Annotated in this window: 12 protein-coding genes and 1 tRNA gene; 6 read left to right on the top strand and 7 right to left on the bottom strand. The window is 60.8% G+C overall.

What is annotated here, in order from left to right:
* Nucleotide 1: 1 nt before the first annotated feature.
* The 3 genes from EFB14_RS17750 to EFB14_RS17740 form a co-directional block, all read right to left on the bottom strand.
* Nucleotides 2–688, bottom strand: a complete 687-nt coding sequence (locus EFB14_RS17750) for an LON peptidase substrate-binding domain-containing protein (protein WP_183604881.1) — start codon at nt 686–688, stop codon at nt 2–4.
* Between the two features lie 176 nt (nt 689–864).
* Nucleotides 865–1,839 carry a thioredoxin gene (trxA, locus tag EFB14_RS17745; RefSeq protein ID WP_126827581.1) on the bottom strand — a complete coding sequence of 325 codons (975 nt, stop codon included), beginning with the start codon at nt 1,837–1,839 and terminating at the stop codon, nt 865–867.
* Between the two features lie 161 nt (nt 1,840–2,000).
* On the bottom strand, nt 2,001–2,510 hold the full coding sequence (locus EFB14_RS17740) for a prolyl-tRNA synthetase associated domain-containing protein (RefSeq protein WP_126827579.1): 510 nt from the start codon (nt 2,508–2,510) through the stop codon (nt 2,001–2,003).
* A gap of 258 nt (nt 2,511–2,768) precedes the next feature.
* On the opposite strand from EFB14_RS17740, the gene EFB14_RS17735 reads away from it, so the two are divergent.
* From EFB14_RS17735 to EFB14_RS17720, 4 genes are all read left to right on the top strand, one after another.
* Nucleotides 2,769–2,843: transfer RNA gene (locus EFB14_RS17735), tRNA-Gly, on the top strand.
* A gap of 316 nt (nt 2,844–3,159) precedes the next feature.
* The gene (locus EFB14_RS17730; RefSeq protein ID WP_126827577.1) at nt 3,160–3,831 is read left to right on the top strand and encodes a CBS domain-containing protein; all 672 of its coding nucleotides are present in this window, start codon (nt 3,160–3,162) and stop codon (nt 3,829–3,831) included.
* 84 nt (nt 3,832–3,915) lie between these two features.
* Nucleotides 3,916–6,378 carry a phosphoketolase family protein gene (locus tag EFB14_RS17725; RefSeq protein ID WP_126827575.1) on the top strand — a complete coding sequence of 821 codons (2,463 nt, stop codon included), beginning with the start codon at nt 3,916–3,918 and terminating at the stop codon, nt 6,376–6,378.
* 184 nt (nt 6,379–6,562) lie between these two features.
* Complete coding sequence (locus tag EFB14_RS17720; RefSeq protein ID WP_126827572.1) at nt 6,563–7,882, top strand: glucoamylase family protein; 1,320 nt, start codon at nt 6,563–6,565, stop codon at nt 7,880–7,882.
* An 81-nt stretch (nt 7,883–7,963) separates the two neighbouring features.
* Here EFB14_RS17720 and EFB14_RS17715 read toward each other — a convergent pair whose 3' ends face one another.
* Nucleotides 7,964–9,673: an ABC transporter ATP-binding protein/permease gene (locus tag EFB14_RS17715; protein ID WP_126827569.1), complete on the bottom strand. Its 1,710-nt coding sequence runs from the start codon at nt 9,671–9,673 to the stop codon at nt 7,964–7,966.
* A 321-nt stretch (nt 9,674–9,994) separates the two neighbouring features.
* Between EFB14_RS17715 and EFB14_RS17710 the strand changes: the two genes are divergently transcribed.
* Both EFB14_RS17710 and EFB14_RS17705 read left to right on the top strand, forming a co-directional pair.
* On the top strand, nt 9,995–11,437 hold the full coding sequence (locus EFB14_RS17710; RefSeq protein WP_126827566.1) for a M81 family metallopeptidase: 1,443 nt from the start codon (nt 9,995–9,997) through the stop codon (nt 11,435–11,437).
* Between the two features lie 269 nt (nt 11,438–11,706).
* Complete coding sequence (locus EFB14_RS17705; RefSeq protein ID WP_126827562.1) at nt 11,707–13,041, top strand: glucoamylase family protein; 1,335 nt, start codon at nt 11,707–11,709, stop codon at nt 13,039–13,041.
* A 145-nt stretch (nt 13,042–13,186) separates the two neighbouring features.
* On the opposite strand, the gene EFB14_RS17700 is transcribed toward EFB14_RS17705, so the two are convergent.
* From EFB14_RS17700 to EFB14_RS17690, 3 genes are all read right to left on the bottom strand, one after another.
* The gene (locus EFB14_RS17700) at nt 13,187–14,224 is read right to left on the bottom strand and encodes an ABC transporter ATP-binding protein (RefSeq protein WP_126827560.1); all 1,038 of its coding nucleotides are present in this window, start codon (nt 14,222–14,224) and stop codon (nt 13,187–13,189) included.
* Nucleotides 14,221–15,753 carry an ABC transporter permease gene (locus EFB14_RS17695; RefSeq protein ID WP_312894101.1) on the bottom strand — a complete coding sequence of 511 codons (1,533 nt, stop codon included), beginning with the start codon at nt 15,751–15,753 and terminating at the stop codon, nt 14,221–14,223. The genes EFB14_RS17700 and EFB14_RS17695 overlap by 4 nt, the downstream gene beginning before the upstream one ends.
* A gap of 196 nt (nt 15,754–15,949) precedes the next feature.
* The gene (locus tag EFB14_RS17690; RefSeq protein WP_126827556.1) at nt 15,950–16,975 is read right to left on the bottom strand and encodes an iron ABC transporter substrate-binding protein; all 1,026 of its coding nucleotides are present in this window, start codon (nt 16,973–16,975) and stop codon (nt 15,950–15,952) included.
* Nucleotides 16,976–17,152 lie beyond the last annotated feature (177 nt).

The raw sequence follows: 17,152 nt of genomic DNA, 5'->3' as shown, positions 1-17,152 counted from the left end.
TCTACTGCAGAACTGTGTCGGAGTCACCGAAGACGCGCGCCAGCACGATCTCGGTAATGGCGATTAACGTTTCCGCCCGCGTCTTCAGGTCGGGCGCCTCGAGCAGCGCCTGCTTTTCGGCCGGTCCGAAGGGCGACATCATGGCGAGCGAATTGACGAGCGTCAGATTGCTCGCCCGCTCGACGCTCTCCCAATCTGCTTCCAGCTTGTTGGCATCGAGATAGGCCTTGAAGGCGGTCAGAAGCGCGGCGCGGTCGACGGCCTCCTCCTCGTTTTCGGCCGATAGGTCGGCGATGAAGGGGGCGATGCGGAAGGTGCGGAAGGGATCGCCGGTCGCTTTCTCCTCCAGCAGCCGGAAGCGGCAGACACCGGTCAGCGACACGATATAACGCCCGTCGCCCGTCTCGGCGAAGGATGTGATGCGGCCAAGGCAGCCGACCGCTGCCAGACTGTGCTCGCCGCCCTTGTCCTCATGGTCGCTGAGCGCCGGCTGCACCATGCCGATCAGCCGGTTTCCGGCAAGGGCTGCATCGAGCATCGCAAGGTAACGAGGCTCGAAAATGTTGAGGGGAAGCTGCCCGGCCGGCAGGAGAAGGGCCCCGGTCAAGGGGAAGACGGCGATCGCATCAGGCAGATCGCCCGGCTTCAGGTATCTGGCATTCCCGACTTGCATGAAACCGTCCCGCATTCTTGTAACGGGCATGCCCGTTCCTCACGAGAATGTGGTGCCCTCGTCCGAAAACGCAAGGGCGGATGCTCGAAACTTGGCGCATAACCCGAAAATCGGGACCGATTTTCGAAAGGATGATGCGTGGCTTCAAAGCGACAGGGCATCCCCAGCGCGTCCGGTCGGACGCCTAGCCACTACGAGAACAGCATCGCCGAAAGCTTGCGGCGGGCAGCAACGGTCGCCGGATCCTTGAAACCCCAGACCTCGAAGAACTGCAGCAGCTGGCGGCGGGCGCCGTCATCGTCAAAGGCGCGATCCTTGCGCATGATCTGAAGCAGGTGTTCGGCCGCTTCGTCGCGCCGGCCTTCGACATTGAGGATCTTGGCGAGCTTCAGCCGCGCCTCGTGATTATCCGGATTTGCCGCCAGCTCACCTTCGAGAGCGACGGGATCGCCGAGCTTGCGGGCCTCTTCGATCTGATCGAGCTTCTTCAGCACAGCCTGGATGCCGGCGTCCTTGGCCACCTCTTCCGGCAGATCAGTCAAGGTTTCTCGCGCCCGTTGATGCTGGTTTGCGGCGATCATGCATTCGGCCATTCCGGCAAGCGCCTTGGCGTTTTCGGGCGCGGCCTGCATCACGGCGGCGTAAAGCTGTGCAGCCTCGTTGATATTGCCGGCGGCAAGCAGCTCGGCCGCTTCCGCGAGCACGGCTTCGATCTCGGCTGCCTCATCGGCGCCGGCGGGACCGGCGATACGGTCGATGAACTGGCGGACCTGGCTTTCAGGCACCGCGCCCATGAAGCCGTCGGCCGGGCGGCCGTTGACGAAGGCGATGACCGCGGGGATGGACTGAATCCCGAGCTGGCCGGCGATCGAGGGATGATCGTCGATGTTCATCTTGACCAGCCGGACCCGGCCCTTGGCTTCGTTGACCACCTTTTCCAGAACAGGCGTCAGCTGCTTGCACGGACCGCACCAGGGCGCCCAGAAATCGACCAGCACCGGCTGGTTACGCGAATCCTCGATGACGTCCTTGCCGAAAGTCGCGGTCGTCGTGTCCTTGATATAGTTGCCGGCCGCCGCCGCGGGTTCCGGTGTCGCGCCGAAGCTTGCCGTCGCCGACATCTGATTTCCGAAGGAACCGTTATAGGGATTGTTGCTGCCGCTCATAGGTGTCTCCCGCCGCGCCGATCCTGCCGGCATCTTTTGCTAAAGCATATCGCGCAAAACTATCTTGCGGTTTTGCGATAAAGACATGCGCAAAACCAGAGGCTCAAGCGCGACAGGCCAATCTAAACGACCACGACGCGCTTGAGCGCTAAAATCGTATGTCAGGACGTCACTTTCAAGACAAGCGGCTTATGTCCCGTCGCTTCCATGAAGCGGATGAGGTCGCTGCTCGCAATCGACGTCGTCGCATCGTTGGACAGCGGGTGGCAGTTGACGATCTCCTCGCGCATCAGATCGGCATCGAGCACGAAAGTGACATTCCCGGCGGTGTCGTTGATCGCGCCGAACGCGGTAACGGCCCCGGGAATGACGCCGAGATATTCCATCAGCTTTTCCGCCCTGCCGAAGGAGACGCGGCCGGACCCGCCGATCAGATTATGCACCTGTTTGAGGTCGACCTCGGCATTTTCCTCCACGGTCAGCAGAAAATACCGGTCCTTCTTGTCCTTGATGAAGAGGTTCTTGGTATGGCCGCCGGGGATCTCGTCGCGCAGCGCAACCGATTCGGCCACGGTGAAAACAGGCGCATGATCGACCGTCTTGTGGGCGATGCCGTGCCCGTCGAGGAAAGCGAACAGTTCTTCTCTTGTCTTGGGCGCGTTTTCTGGCATCGGGCAATCCATGGAATGGGATAGGGAAAAGTCGAGGCGTCCTGATTAAGTCCGTCCACATCGTTTGGCAATCTTCGCAACCGACGCTTTACCCCTGCATTTGCGGCCTTTCCGCCCCGCCTGAACAGGCGCCCGAATTTTTTCTTCGCATCTTCGTCATTTCCCTGTTGCATTTGAAAATCCGTTAGGCCATATAGCGCCCGTCGCCACGAGGCGGCGCCCACGGTCCAACGACTACCCCGGACCGATGCGGATTGAGCGGGTGTAGCTCAGGGGTAGAGCACAACCTTGCCAAGGTTGGGGTCGAGGGTTCGAATCCCTTCGCCCGCTCCAGTTTTCCCAGGAAAGTCAATACGCTAGACGCACTAAGGGCATTAACGTCCTTGTGGCGTGTGTTGGCGTCGCCACCAGCTGCGCCGAATCGGCATCACGGATATCTTCAAAAACAAACAAGCCGCTGCTTGAAGCTACGCGTTCTCGAGGCTTCGTGGCAAATTTGCCGAGCCCGATTGATCCTGCTCAATGCAAAACGGGCTGATATCCGACTAGGCTCTTGGAGTTTTGTCGGAAGGCACTAGGTGCCAACAATAACGTCTCCGAACCTGAGGACGATGGTACCTTGAGGAGACGCGGCCGGAGTTAGATCGACATGCTCGTCAAAGATGTCATGACGACGACGGTCGTCACACTATCACCTGACAATGGCGTTCGGCATGCAGCTAGGCTGATGTCCGACCAACACGTAAGCGGCATACCTGTTGTCGACGATGGTGGTCGCTTGCTGGGCGTCATCAGCGAGGGCGATCTAATCCGTCGAACGGAACTGTCGAGCGGGGCCTTTGTCCTGAAGGCGGATATGGGGCTTGGGCCTGATGAGAGGGCGAACGCTTTTGTAAAGCGATGCGGGTGGAGAGTAGGCGATGTCATGACGCCCGATCCTGTTGTCATCGACGAGGATGCACCTCTTTCCCAAGTCGCCGCGCTGATGCAGGACCGTGGCATCAAGCGCATTCCCGTCCTGCGGGACGGCAAACTCATCGGCATCGTCAGCCGCGCCGATCTCTTGCAGGTCATCTACTCGGCAAAACCAGACGACACGGCAACCGGCGACGAAGCCATTCGGCGCAGCATTCTGATCCGGCTCGGTGAAAACACCGGTCTGGAAGGACTGGATGTGACCGTCACGGTCACCGAAGGGATCGTGCATTTTTGGGGCAAGGTCGATACATCCGCTTGCCGGCGGGCCGCGCGGGTCCTGGCTGAGGGAGTCAACGGTGTTCGCGGGGTGGTGGAGCATTTCCCGGAATCTCCTCCTCAATAGTGCCGCAGCGTCGACATGACGGCGCCGCCCTGGCGAAACCGAACCGGCGAGATTCAACAATGTCATTTTGATGGAGAGACTGAGATGGCTTCAGCTGAAACGGCAGTGATGAACAAAACAGCCTCGGTAACATCGCATGCCAAGACGACGCTTTCCGCCGAGGAACTTCGCCTGATGGACGCCTACTGGCGGGCATCGAACTATCTGTCGGTCGGGCAGATCTATCTGCTCGACAATCCACTCCTGAAAAAGCCCTTGGCTCGGGAGCACATCAAGCCGCGGCTGCTCGGCCATTGGGGAACCTCGCCCGGCCTGAACATGCTCTATGTGCACCTCAACCGGGTGATCAAGCGGGACGATCTCAACATGATCTATGTGATCGGCCCCGGCCACGGTGGCCCGTCGCTTGTTGCCCATGCCTATCTCGAGGGAACATACAGCGAAGTCTATCCGAATATCGGCCAGGACGAGGAGGGCATGAAGCGGCTCTTCAAGCAGTTCAGCTTTCCCGGCGGCATCCCGAGCCACGTCGCTCCCGAAACGCCCGGAAGTATCCATGAAGGCGGCGAGCTCGGCTATGCCCTTAGCCACGCCTATGGTGCGGCCTTCGACAATCCCGATCTGATCGTCGCCTGCATCGTCGGTGATGGGGAAGCCGAAACCGGGCCACTCGCGACGGGATGGCATGGAAACAAGTTTCTCAATCCTGCCCGTGACGGCTGCGTTCTGCCGATCCTGCATCTCAACGGCTACAAGATCGCCAATCCCTGCTTCCTCGCCCGCATTCCCAAAGAGGAATTGGTGAAGTTCTTTGAGGGAATGGGATACGCCCCTCTTTTTGTCGAAGGACACGAGCCCGATCAGGTGCAGCAGCAGCTCGCCGCCGCCATGGACACCGCCGTCGCGACGATCAAGAGGATATGGACGGAGGCTCGCAACAAAGGAAATGTCAGCCGCCCGGCCTGGCCGATGATCGTCTTCCGCACGCCGAAGGGCTGGACCTGCCCGACCGAGATCGACGGCAAGAAATGCGAGGACTATTGGCGCTCGCACCAGGTACCGATGGGCGACATGGACAAGCCGGAGCATATCAAGGTCCTTCATCACTGGATGAACACCTACAGACCTCAGGAGCTTTTCGACGATGATGGGAAGCTACGCGCCGAGCTCGCGTCGCTGGCGCCGACGGGGCATCGCCGGATGAGCGACAATCCGCATGCAAACGGCGGCCTGTTGCTGCGCGATCTGAAGATGCCGGATTTCCGCGATTATGCCGTCTCGGTGCCCAAGCCCGGATCGGTGGCCACCGAATCCGCTCGCGTCATGGGCAAGTTCCTGCGCGATGTGATGAAGCTCAACCTCAACAGCAAGAACTTCCGCCTGTTCAGCCCCGACGAGAACAATTCCAATCGTTGGCAGGACGTGCTGGAAGTGACGGATCGGTGCTACATGGCCGAGATCTATCCCGAGGACGATCACCTTTCGCCCGACGGTCGCATCATGGAGGTCCTAAGCGAGCATCAATGCCAAGGCTGGCTTGAAGGCTATCTGTTGACCGGTCGTCATGGCTTCTTCTCCTGCTACGAGGCCTTCATTCACATCATCGACTCGATGTTCAACCAGCATGCCAAATGGCTGAAGGTGTGCAACCACATCCCCTGGCGGCGGCCGATCGCGTCGCTCAACTATTTCCTGAGTTCACATGTCTGGAGGCAGGATCACAATGGCTTTTCTCATCAGGATCCTGGTTTCATCGACCACGTGATCAACAAGAAAGCCGAGGTCATCCGGGTCTATCTTCCGCCGGACGCCAATACGCTTTTGTCCGTTACCGATCATTGCCTGCGCAGCCGCAACTATGTGAACGTGGTGGTGGCGGGCAAGCAGCCCGCTCCGCAATGGCTCACCATGGATGAAGCCATCAAGCACTGCGCCGAAGGCCTCGGAATTTGGCAATGGGCCAGCAATGACCGGGATGCGGATCCAGATGTGGTCATGGCCTGCTGCGGCGATGTGCCGACCCTCGAGACGCTCGCCGCGGTCGAGCTGATCCGCGAGCACCTTCCCCAGGTGAAGGTGCGGGTCATCAATGTCGTCAACCTGATGAAGCTGCAGCCATCGAGCGAACATCCCCACGGGCTTTCGGATCCTGACTTCGATGCGCTCTTCACAAAGGACAAGCCGATCATCTTCGCCTTCCACGGATATCCCTGGCTGATCCACCGGCTGACCTACCGGCGGACCAACCACAAGAACCTGCATGTTCGAGGATATAAGGAGGAGGGAACGACCACGACGCCGTTCGACATGGTCGTTCTGAACCAGCTCGATCGCTTTCATCTTGTCGAAGACGTCATCGATCGGCTGCCGCAGCTTGGCGCGCGCGCGGCCTACTTCAAGCAGGCGGTGCGCGGCAAACTGATCGAGCACCGGCAATATATCGAGGCGCATGGTGATGACATGCCTGAGATCAGCGGCTGGACATGGGGCGTCAAAAGCACGGCGAAGGGGAAGGCGGCGACCTCCACAGAGGGGGACAATGCCTAGGCAGCGACGGGCTCATGCTCCTTGCAATCGAAAGGTCTGTCCGATGGCCGGGTCGACCGGCGGCATCGGAGACATAAGTGCTGCTCATGCGTTGGGCGCATCTCGCAAGCGCGCGCTGCGTCCGACCAGAGCCGGCCCCGGATACTCCACGAAATCATCTCATCTTCTCGGTGCTTAGCCAGTCATGCCGGAGTTGCCATCAACCGATCCCGAACTGAACCGGATGCCGACGGAGGAGGATCTCGGTCGCCTTCAGTTCACGACCTTGCTCTATTATCTGCAATGCACGAATCCGGACAACGGATTGGTCCGCGACAAGACCCAGGCAGGCGCACCGGCGAGCATCGCTGCCGTCGGCATGGCGCTTGCCACCATTCCTGTCGTGGTGGAACGCGGCATCGTCATTCGCGAATTTGCCGCCAAGATCGTCCGACGCCGGCTGGAGTTCCTGTTGTCTTGCCACCAGGGGCCGGAGCCCGACGCCTCCGGCTACAAGGGGTTCTTCTACCATTTCCTGGACATTGAGACCGGACGAAGGGTCTGGCAGTGCGAACTGTCGACGATCGACTCGGCTTTCCTGTTCGCCGGTGCTCTGACCGTCGCAACCTATTTCGATGCGGACACCGAGGACGAGGCGAAGATCCGGGCCTTTGCCACGTCGCTGTATGAGCGGGCGGACTGGAACTGGGCTTGCGACCACGGTGCGACGCTCACCCACGGTTGGCGGCCGGAAAACGGCTTCATTCCCTATCGGTGGCGCGGCTATGACGAAGGTCTGCTTCTTTATATTCTCGGGCTTGGTTCACCGAGCCACCCCCTGCCGCCGGAAAGCTACGCGGCCTATACGGAGAGCTACGAATGGCGGAATATCTTCGGCCGCGAATTGCTCTATTCCGGTCCGCTCTTCACGCATCAGCTTTCACATATGTGGATCGATTTTCGCGACATTCGCGACAAATTCATGCGCGAGCATGGCAGCGATTATTTCCAGAACAGCCGGCATGCCACTTTCGTTCAGCAGGAATATGCCACCCGTAATCCGCTGGGCTTTGCGGGCTATGGCGAACATTGCTGGGGTTTCACGGCAAGCGATGGCCCCGGTTGGACCAAGCGAAACATAGACGGCATCGACAGGGAATTCTTCGACTATATCGCGCGCGGCGCACCCTACGGGCCGGATGATGGAACGGTATCTCCCTGGGCAGTGGTTGCCTCGCTGCCATTTGCGCCGGAAATCGTCATCCCGACCGTCAGGAATTTTGCCCGCATGAAACTTGGCATGACCCGGCTTTACGGGTTCAGGCCATCGTTCAACCGGACATATACGATGAACGACAAGGACGACGAATGGTGGGTCAGCCCTTATCATTTCGGCATCGACCAGGGTCCCGTCGTCCTGATGATCGAAAATTATCGAACCGGCCTGCTGTGGAACATCATGCGTCGGTGCGAGCCGGTGGTGATCGGTTTGAGACGAGCAGGTTTTTCAGAAGGCTGGTTGTGAGGTGGCGTCGATTGCGCGGTCGGCTACGGGGCCGGATTCGGGCTCTCGCCAACGTGGCATGGGTCGCATTCGAAGAAGCCATCAAAGAGGCCGGGCTTGATCTTCACCTGTAGCCTTTTGATCAATCCACGTCCAGGAACCGTCAGGACCATATTCGAGAACGGCATCGTAGGCCGAACGCGGCGCACCCGGTTCGGCGAAATTGATGCAGGCGATCCTTCGCTCCGCGAGCAGCCTGAGGAATCCGGCAAGATGCTCGTGCCCGAAGACGGCATCGGCTTTTTCCAGAACAATGTATGACGGAGCGGCTACCAGCGCGCTCGCAAGCGCAACGAGCTCTTGTTCGCGCGGCGACAGCAAGCTGGACCAGTCTTGCTCACTGTCCAGGTCGCCAGGTGTTAGATCGCGTGTGAGCCCGACATTCCTCAGCAGAGCGAGGATCTGGGCATCCGTCGTCTCGGCCGATGGCTGAAGTGACACCAGGATCTCGCGTAGGGTTCCCGGACCCGAATAGGTTCGCTGACCGAGAAACCGCACATATTGATGAGGTGGGGTGACGATGCGTCCGGTCCCCGACGTATCCAATCCCGCCGTGGCCCGGAACAACGCCGTGCCGGCGGCATCGTCTTGTCCGGCTACGACCACCCGCGTGTCGGCCGGGATAAGCACCGACAGGTCCTTCATCAATACGTCCCCGATCGAGGACGTCAGCGTCAGGCCTTCGTAAGCGAAAACGCCCTCGGCCTCGACGCGTTCAAAACGGCTATCTGTCGCGCCGCGCGCCTCGTCGATCGCCTCCAAAAGGGAACTGATGCGCGCTAGGACGGCGGCAAAGTTCGAGATCGAATTGAATTGGGCGACAATGAATGAGAACGCGCCGACGAGCATCGCAAATGCTGCCGCCGACTGCGTGATCACGCCGAATTCCATATCACCCCGCATGAAAGCAGGCGCGATGATGACAACAGGTAGGATCTGAACCATCCAGTTGTAGCCTGTGGTGAAAAATCCGACGTTGCGGTTGACGGAGATTATCCGCCTGAAATTCGCGGCAAGGTCATCGAACTGTTTCGACAAGCGATTTGTATGGCGTCGCTCTACGCCCTCGATCATGATCGATTCCGCGTTTTCCCGGACACTGATCAGTCCCGAGCGGAAGGCCGCTTCATTGTCGAGCTGATTATAGTTCAATTTGATCAAAGGCCGTCCCAACAAGATCGTCATGAACGAACCGAAAGCCGCGTAGAAGACGGCCGTAAAGAAAAGAAGCGGGCTAATCAGCCACAACACGCTCGAAAAGGTGAAGACCGTCAACAGGCTGCTGAGCAGCATGAGCAGGAACGAGAGCGTCGTCGTCGCGAACGCCTTTATATCCTCGGCGATCCGCTGGTCGGGGTGAGAGAGTTTACCTTGAATGCCGAGCTGGTAGAAAGCGCCGTCGGCCATATAAAGACCGATCGCGCGACGGGTAAGAAATTCTCGCCAAAGCAAAGCCAGCCGCTCTTCGGCAAAGCGTGCGATCACCGAGACGATCGTCGAGGCAGCGAAGGCGCCGGTGTAGAGGATCGCCTGGCGGATGAATTCGGCAGTTTGCCTTTCAGCGATGGCAGTCATGAAATGTCGACCGACGAAGCTGTTGACCACATTCAGAGCACTGACGCCGCCAAAAAGAGCGATCAGGGAGACGAAAAGGAACGCGGCTCGTCCGCCGACATCGGATGTCATGAAGAGTCTGATTGCGCGGACGAACCGTGTCGCCGTCACCTTGAGCGGAATTTGCTGGTTGCTCATATTCGCCCCCGCCGTGTCTTTGGAATGAACTATAGCGTGAAAAATTCACAAGGGAGAGCGACTCATGAGATGAGCGGATGAGCGCGGCTTTTCAGGCACGAAACCGGCCCGGGACGGAATACGGCCCCGTGGGCAACCGGTCGCGGCTGCCGCAAAACGGCGAGCTTGTCGATGATGATGCGCATGCACCGCTTGCAGCCGGCGCGCGCTTTGTGTCAGATGACACCGAAATTTCCTGTCGACGGCATTGGCTCCGAAAGGCAGAGCCGACGGCACCACCCCTAACGTCCCGATTGCTCCCAACATCATTTGAGGCAGTTCATGCGCATCGCCGTCGGTGGCATTCATATCGAATGCAGCACATACAATCCCGTCCTGAACGAGGAGAAGGATTTTCGCGTGGTGCGCGGCGCGGCACTGCTGGAATCGCCCTACTTCGCCTTCCTCAAGGATTACGACGCCGAATTCCTGCCGACGATCCATGCCCGCGCCATTGCCGGCGGCCCGGTTGCACGCGCGACCTACGAAGCCTTCAAGGGGGAATTCCTCGAGCGGCTGAAGCCGATGCTTCCGCTCGACGGTCTCTACCTCGCCATGCACGGCGCCATGTATGTCGAGGGCATGGAGGATGCCGAAGGTGACTGGATCAGCGCGGCCCGCGCGCTCGTCGGCGAGGATTGCACGGTTTCGGCCAGCTACGACCTGCACGGCAACGTCACGCAGCGCATCATCGATGCGCTCGATATCTATTCGACCTACCGCACGGCGCCGCATATCGATGTCGAGGAGACGATGCGCCGTTCCGTCTCCATGCTGGTGAAGAGCCTGAAGACGGGCGTGAGGCCGGTCGTCCTCTGGGCGCCGATCCCGGTCGTACTACCCGGCGAGCGCACCAGCACCGTCGATCAGCCGGCAAAAGGGCTCTATGACATGCTGCCCGGGATCGATACGATCGACGGCGTCTGGGATGCGTCGCTGATGGTCGGCTACGTCTGGGCTGATGAGCCGCGCGCGACGGCCGCTGCCATCATGACCGGCACCGACCGCGCCGTGCTGGAGCGCGAGGCAAGGCGTCTTGCCCAGGCCTATTGGGATGTGCGCGCAGACTTCGTCTTCGGCTGCGAGACCGGCTCGATCGAAGAATGCGTCGCGAGAGCGATCGCAAGCCCGACCGCACCGGTGGTGCTCGCCGAATCCGGCGACAACCCCACTGGCGGCGGGGTCGGGGACCGGGCCGATGTGCTGGCCGAACTGATCGCCAAGGGTGCGACCGGCGTTGTCTTCGCCGGCATCACTGATAAGGCGGCGACCGAGGCCTGTTATGCCGTGGGTGTGGGCGCGGAACTCAACCTCAGCGTCGGCGCATCGCTTGATACCAAGGGCAGCAAGCCGGTCACAGCCCGCTTCACCGTGAAATTCCTGCACGAAACATCAGATCCCGCCGACCGCCAGGCAGTCGTTTCGGTTGGCGGCATCGATCTCGTACTCTGCGCGAAGCGCCGGCCCTATCACAACATCGCCGATTTCACCCGGCTCGGCCTCGATCCGCATAGGGCCAGAATCATCGTCGTCAAATCGGGCTATCTCTCGCCGGAGCTGGCGCCGATCGCCAATCCGAACCTGATGGCGCTATCGCCCGGCGTGGTCGACCAGTTCGTCGAGCGCCTGCCGCGGCTGCGCAAGCAGCGCCCGACCTATCCCTTCGACAAGGATTTCGCCTTCGAGCCGCAGGTTTTTCTCTCCGCGCGCTCGGTGGGGCCGTGAGGTCCGGCTAACCCCGCGCGTCAACCCACTCCGAGCAACGCGTGGCGAAGCAAGTATTGCGGGAAATAAGCTGTTCCGAAGAGGCGCGGTGCATCCTTTTTGCTGCACCGCTTATATGACTTATCCTAGATACTATTTCACCCATAATTGTTAACGACCACTTCCGCTCATTTGTGTTCTCTTATCTCTGCGAATCAAAAAGGTTTGATTTGCCGGGGGACGTCCACCATGTTGAAGCATGGGGCGATGCAACAGTTGGGTAGGAGCCTATGCTGCAACGGATTGAAGACATTGATGCCGCGCTCGTGGACAGGCTGCAGCATTCAGCATTCAAGTACTTCCTGAAATATTCCAATCCTGAAAATGGCCTCGTGGCGGATACCTCGATCGGTGGCGTGCCGGCGAGTATCGCGGCCGTCGGCTTTGCGCTTTCGTCCTATCCCGTCGGTGTCGAGCGCTCCTGGATCAGCCGAGCGGAAGCAGCCGAGCGCACGGTCAATACGCTGCGCTTCTTTGCCGAGGCGCGCCAGGGCGAGGAACGCCACGCGACAGGCTATCGCGGCTTCTTCTACCATTTCCTGCACATGGATACCGGCCATCGCGCCTGGAACAGCGAGCTTTCGACCATCGACACGGCGCTGCTCGTTGCCGGCATCCTGACCGCTGCGCAGTATTTCAAACGCGCGGACGACGAGACGGAAACCGAGATCCGTGAACTCGCGACCTTCATCTATGAGCGCGTCGACTGGCGCTGGGCGCTGAACAAGGGCGACACCATTGCCATGGGCTGGAAGCCCTCCTCCGGCTTCCTGCGCTGGCGTTATCACGGCTTCGACGAGGCGATCATCCTCTATGCGCTGGCGCTCGCCTCGCCGACGCACCCGATCCCGCAGTCGTGCTATGACGCCTTCACATCGAGCTACTCCTGGATGTTGCATGGCGAGCAATCCTATCTCTACGCCGGGCCGCTCTTCATCCATCTCTTCTCGCATGCCTGGATCGATTTCCGCGGCATTCAGGACAAGCCGATGGCCGAGCGGAACTGGGACTACTTCCGCAACACGCAGGTCGTCATCAATGTCCAGCGTGATTATGCCGAGCGCAATCCCGGCCGCTTCGTCGGCTACAACAAGAACATCTGGGGCTTCTCCGCCTGCGACGGCCCGCCGCCGACACGGCGCATGCGCGGCGGCCGCCAACCGAAAGTTCTGGGCTATGCCGCACGTGGCGCACCCCTTGGGCCCGATGACGGCACGATCGCACCCTGGGCGGCACTCGCCTGCCTGCCCTATGACAAGCAGGCGGCTCTCGACGGCACCAAGGCGCTTCTGACCACCTATCCGAACCTGCTCCTGGAAGGCGGCTTTCCCGGCGGCTTCAATCCGACCGTCCAGACGAAGCGGCCGGAGGGCTGGGTCGACGACCGCACCGTCGGCATCGACCAGGGCCTTGTCGTCATGACCGTCGAGAACGAGCGCTCCGACTTCATCTGGAAGCTGATGCGGCAATCGCCGACCATCCGCCTCGGGCTCGAGCGCGCCGGCTTTACCGGCGGCTGGCTCGAAGGCATCGAGCCGGAAGAAGTGGTGCGCAAGGTCGGCTAGCGCGCGTGCGTCCTCTCGGACACGCGTAGGACGCCGTTACTCTTTGAATCGATCTATCACCCCGGAAATCGATTTCCGGAAAGGATTATGCGCAAACTAAAAAGCATAGAGCCCGCGTGTCCGATAGGACGTGCGGGCTCTATGCTCAAGCCTCGAAAACATGCGCCTTGCCTGATATATCGAGGCGAACAAGGTCGCCTCGCGCCGGCAGCGCGACGCTTGAAGTCTTGATCCGGATCGGCGGCAGCGCAATACCATCAAGCGAGACGGCAACGGTGCAGACAGCGCCGCCGAATTCCACCTCGACGACACGTCCCCCATAGTCGCGATCGCTTTCATCGGCAACGACGCGGATCTGCTCGGGCCGCAGCATGATCTCCGCCTTGCCCTGGCGGCTGCCTTCGACGGCGACATGGCCGAGGGCGCAATCGGCCAAGCCGTTGCGGATGATGGCGGGAAGCAGCACCGCGTCTCCGAGGAACAGCGCAGTCTCGCGATCCCGGGGATGAAGATATAATGACTGTGGCGATCCGGCCTGGATCAGCCGCCCTTCTCTTAGGACCGCGACCTGATCGGCAAAGCTCAGCGCCTCTTCCTGATCATGGGTGACGAGGATGGCGGTGATGCCGGCTGCCTGCAGCACGCGCGCAACCGCCTTGCGCATATTTTCACGCAGACCCGTATCGAGGGCCGAGAAGGGTTCATCGAGCAGCATCAGCCGCGGCTTGCGGCCAAGCGCGCGGGCCAGCGCCACGCGCTGCTGTTGGCCGCCGGAAAGCTGATGCGGGCGCCTCACCAGCATGCCGCGGTCGAGCTCGACCATATCGAGCAGCTCGACGATGCGCTTCTCGCGATCCGCCGCACCGCGCTCGAAACCGAAACCGATATTCTCGGCAACACTCAGATGCGGAAACAGCGCGCCATCCTGAGAGACGATGCCGATGCCACGTTTGTGGGCCGGCACCGCCGCCGGACCGTCGGCAAGCACGCCGCCATCCAGCGTCACCCTGCCGGCATCGGGCTGCTCGAAGCCGGCAATGATACGCAGTAGCGTCGTCTTGCCCGAGCCGGACGGACCGACGACAGCCGTGCGGCTGCCCGCCTGCACTTCGAGCGAGATATCCTTCAGCGCCTGAACCGGGCCATAACGCTTGCTGATGTTTTCGATCGTAAGCAGCGTCATTGGCCGGCGGTCCGTTTCGATTGGGTATAGAGCATCAGGGTGAGCGGCAGCGACAACACGATCATCATGAAGGCGTAGGGGGCGGCCGAGACATAGTCGATCTCGCTGGTCAGCGACCAGAATTTCGTCGCCAGCGTATCGACGCCGTTGGGCGACAGCATCAGCGTCGCCGTGAGCTCATTGGTGATACCGAGCGCGGCGAGTGCGACGCTCGCGGCAGCGCCTGGAGCCGCAAGCCGCATCGTGATCTGCCGCACCGCCTGGCCCGGAGTGCGGCCAAGGCCCATCGCGGCGCGTTCCAGTTCCACCGGCGCCTGGGCGATGCTGGCGCGCAGCCCCACCATGGCACGCGGCAGAAAAAGCATCACATAGGCGACGATCAGCGTTGCGAAGGTCTGATAGAGCGGCAGCACGAGACGCACGGTGATCGTCACCAGCGCCAGCGCCACGACGACACCCGGCAGCGAGCCGACATAGTAGTGGCAGGCTTCGAGCACGCGCTGGAAGCGGCCGGGCGCCCGGACCGAAAGCCAGGCCATCGGAGCCGCCGCAATCGTCGCCAGCGTACCGCCGACGACAGCAAGGATGATCGTCTGCAGGAAAGCGTTGCCAACCTCGATGCGCCAGATATCGGCGCCGCCGAGATAGAGCCAGCGGCTAAGCGTCACCAGGGGCACGCCGAGCGCCAGCACCGCCAGGATGACGGGCAGCAGAACGGCCGGCACGACGAACCAGCCGAGCCGCCGGCGGTCCGCCGGGCGCGGCGAGCCAGAGCCGACGCGGGCGTAACGCTCGTTGCCGCGCAGCAGCACTTCAAGGCTCAGCAGAAAAAGGCAGCAGGCGACGAGCACACCGCCGAGCATGTTGGAAGCAGGGCTGTTGTAGGAGGACTGGAACTGGTCGACAATCGCCGTTGCGAACGTGTCGAAGCGGATCATAACGAACAGACCGTATTCCGACAGCAGATGCAGCGCGATCAGCAGCGAGCCGCCGCAGATGGCAAACCTCAGCTGCGGCAGCACCGCGCGGAAAAAGACGCGCCAGGGATTGAGACCGAGCGAAGCCGCCGCGTCCTCGATGGCCGGATCAAGCCGGCGGAGCGCGGCGGCGACCGGCAGATAGAGAAACGGGTAGTAGGCGATCACCGAGACGAAGACGCCGCTCTGCAGGCCGCGCATGCCGGGAATGAGGCTGACCCAGGCATAGCTGTGCACGAAGGCCGGCACGGCGAGCGGTGCTATCGCAAGCCAGGCCCAGAGCCGCGCGAAAGGAATGTCCGTCCGCTCCGTCAGCCAGGCGAGCGTCACGGCAAGCGCGATAGACAGCGGAATGGTGATCGATTCCAGGAAAACCGTGTTGGCGAGGAGTTCGCCGACCCGTGGCCGGAAGACGAGCGCCTTCACCGTTTCCCAGCCGACATCGTAGGTTATCCAGCCGATGAAGCCGAGCGGCACGAGGCTGAAGATCGCGACGATGGTGGCGAGAAGCATCACGGATGCATGCGGCATGCGCCCGCGCAGCAAAACCATTCGCGCGGCCTTCGGCGCGACCGGCGCCGCGTTTCCGGATGCGAGCAATCTGTTGTCCTGCAGCAAGGCCGATGCCTTCACACGCTGAAAAAGGAAGGCAACCGCTTTCAAGAGCGGTTGCCGGATTTCGTCATGCCCTAAGGTTTTCTTGAGCCAAAAGCAATAGTTTTGGCCAGAGGAAGGCTGCGGCAGAAAATCAGATCAGGCCTGCGGCCGTCATCAGCTCCACGACCTTCTTGCTGTCGAGGGTCGAGGCTTCGACCTTCGGCGCGTTGAGATCGGCAAGCGGAGTGAGCTTGTCGTTGGAGGGCGCATCCTTGCCGACAGCATATTCATAGGACGTACCGTCCTTGAGCACGGCCTGGCCTGCCTTGCTGGTGATGAACTTCAGGAAAGCCTGGGCTTCCTTCATATGCTGCGTGGACTTCAGGACGCCGCCGCCCGAAACACTGACGAAAGCGCCCGGATCCTGGTTCTTGAAGTAGTGCAGGCCGACATTCTTGCTGTTCTCGCCTGTCTTAGCCTGATCGCCGAACCAATAATAGTGATAGATAACAGCGCCTTCGACTTCGCCGGCGTTAACAGCCTTCATTGCGACGCTGTTGCCCTTGTAGGGCGTGGCATTGTCCTTCAGGCCCTTCAGCCACGCCTTGGTGGCGTCTTCGCCCTTGAGCTGCAGCAGGGCGGCAACGATAGCCTGAAAGTCGGCGCCGGCCGGTGCCGCACCCCAGCGGCCCTTCCAGGCCGGATCTGCGAGATCGAGCAGCGACTTCGGCAGCTTGTCTTCGCTGAGTTTCGTTTTGTCATAGGCGAAAACCGTGGTGCGGGCGGCAATGCCGGTCCACATGCCGTCGGCGGGGCGATACTGATCCGGAACCTGATCCAGCGTTTCCTTTTCGACGGGGGCGAAGAGGCCCGCGCCATCGACCAGGGACATTGCCGGCGAATTTTCGGTCAGGAAGACGTCAGCCGGAGAAGCGTCGCCTTCCTGGATGATCTGGTTGGCGAACTGCATGTCGCCGCCCTGGCGCATGGTGACCTTGATGCCGGTCTCCTTGGTGAAGGCGTCGATCCATTCGCGGCCCAGGCTTTCGTGCTGGGCATTGTAGACGACCAGGCCTTCGGTCCCCTGCGCATTGGCGCTGCCTGCGAGCGCTGTGGCGGAGAGAAGCGAAGCGGCAAGCGCAAATGCGCGGGAAAAACGGTTAAGAGCAATATTCATGATGGCCTCCATGGCGATGTCCACCCCGGCTCCCGAGGGTGGTAGGAGGCGTATATTTTTCTTGACTGACGATTTCAAGTTTCGCGTTCGCAGAAAAGCAATCACAATATCTTGACTGAATATTTCATATTATGCGGGAATAAATCTCAATCCAAGCAAAAAGGCGGCGCTCCGCAG

The organism is Rhizobium fabae, assembly GCF_003985135.1.
Lineage (GTDB): Bacteria > Pseudomonadota > Alphaproteobacteria > Rhizobiales > Rhizobiaceae > Rhizobium > Rhizobium pisi.
Note: the sequence above shows the minus strand (reverse complement) of the source record. Positions and strands in the feature narration are given on the sequence as shown.

Coding starts and splice junctions, on each gene's coding strand:
- EFB14_RS17750 (WP_183604881.1), bottom strand. CDS start 688: ATGCGGGACGGTTTCATGCAAGTCGGGAATGCCAGATACCTGAAGCCG.
- trxA (WP_126827581.1), bottom strand. CDS start 1,839: ATGAGCGGCAGCAACAATCCCTATAACGGTTCCTTCGGAAATCAGATG.
- EFB14_RS17740 (WP_126827579.1), bottom strand. CDS start 2,510: ATGCCAGAAAACGCGCCCAAGACAAGAGAAGAACTGTTCGCTTTCCTC.
- EFB14_RS17730 (WP_126827577.1), top strand. CDS start 3,160: ATGCTCGTCAAAGATGTCATGACGACGACGGTCGTCACACTATCACCT.
- EFB14_RS17725 (WP_126827575.1), top strand. CDS start 3,916: ATGGCTTCAGCTGAAACGGCAGTGATGAACAAAACAGCCTCGGTAACA.
- EFB14_RS17720 (WP_126827572.1), top strand. CDS start 6,563: ATGCCGGAGTTGCCATCAACCGATCCCGAACTGAACCGGATGCCGACG.
- EFB14_RS17715 (WP_126827569.1), bottom strand. CDS start 9,673: ATGAGCAACCAGCAAATTCCGCTCAAGGTGACGGCGACACGGTTCGTC.
- EFB14_RS17710 (WP_126827566.1), top strand. CDS start 9,995: ATGCGCATCGCCGTCGGTGGCATTCATATCGAATGCAGCACATACAAT.
- EFB14_RS17705 (WP_126827562.1), top strand. CDS start 11,707: ATGCTGCAACGGATTGAAGACATTGATGCCGCGCTCGTGGACAGGCTG.
- EFB14_RS17700 (WP_126827560.1), bottom strand. CDS start 14,224: ATGACGCTGCTTACGATCGAAAACATCAGCAAGCGTTATGGCCCGGTT.
- EFB14_RS17695 (WP_312894101.1), bottom strand. CDS start 15,753: ATGGTTTTGCTGCGCGGGCGCATGCCGCATGCATCCGTGATGCTTCTC.
- EFB14_RS17690 (WP_126827556.1), bottom strand. CDS start 16,975: ATGAATATTGCTCTTAACCGTTTTTCCCGCGCATTTGCGCTTGCCGCT.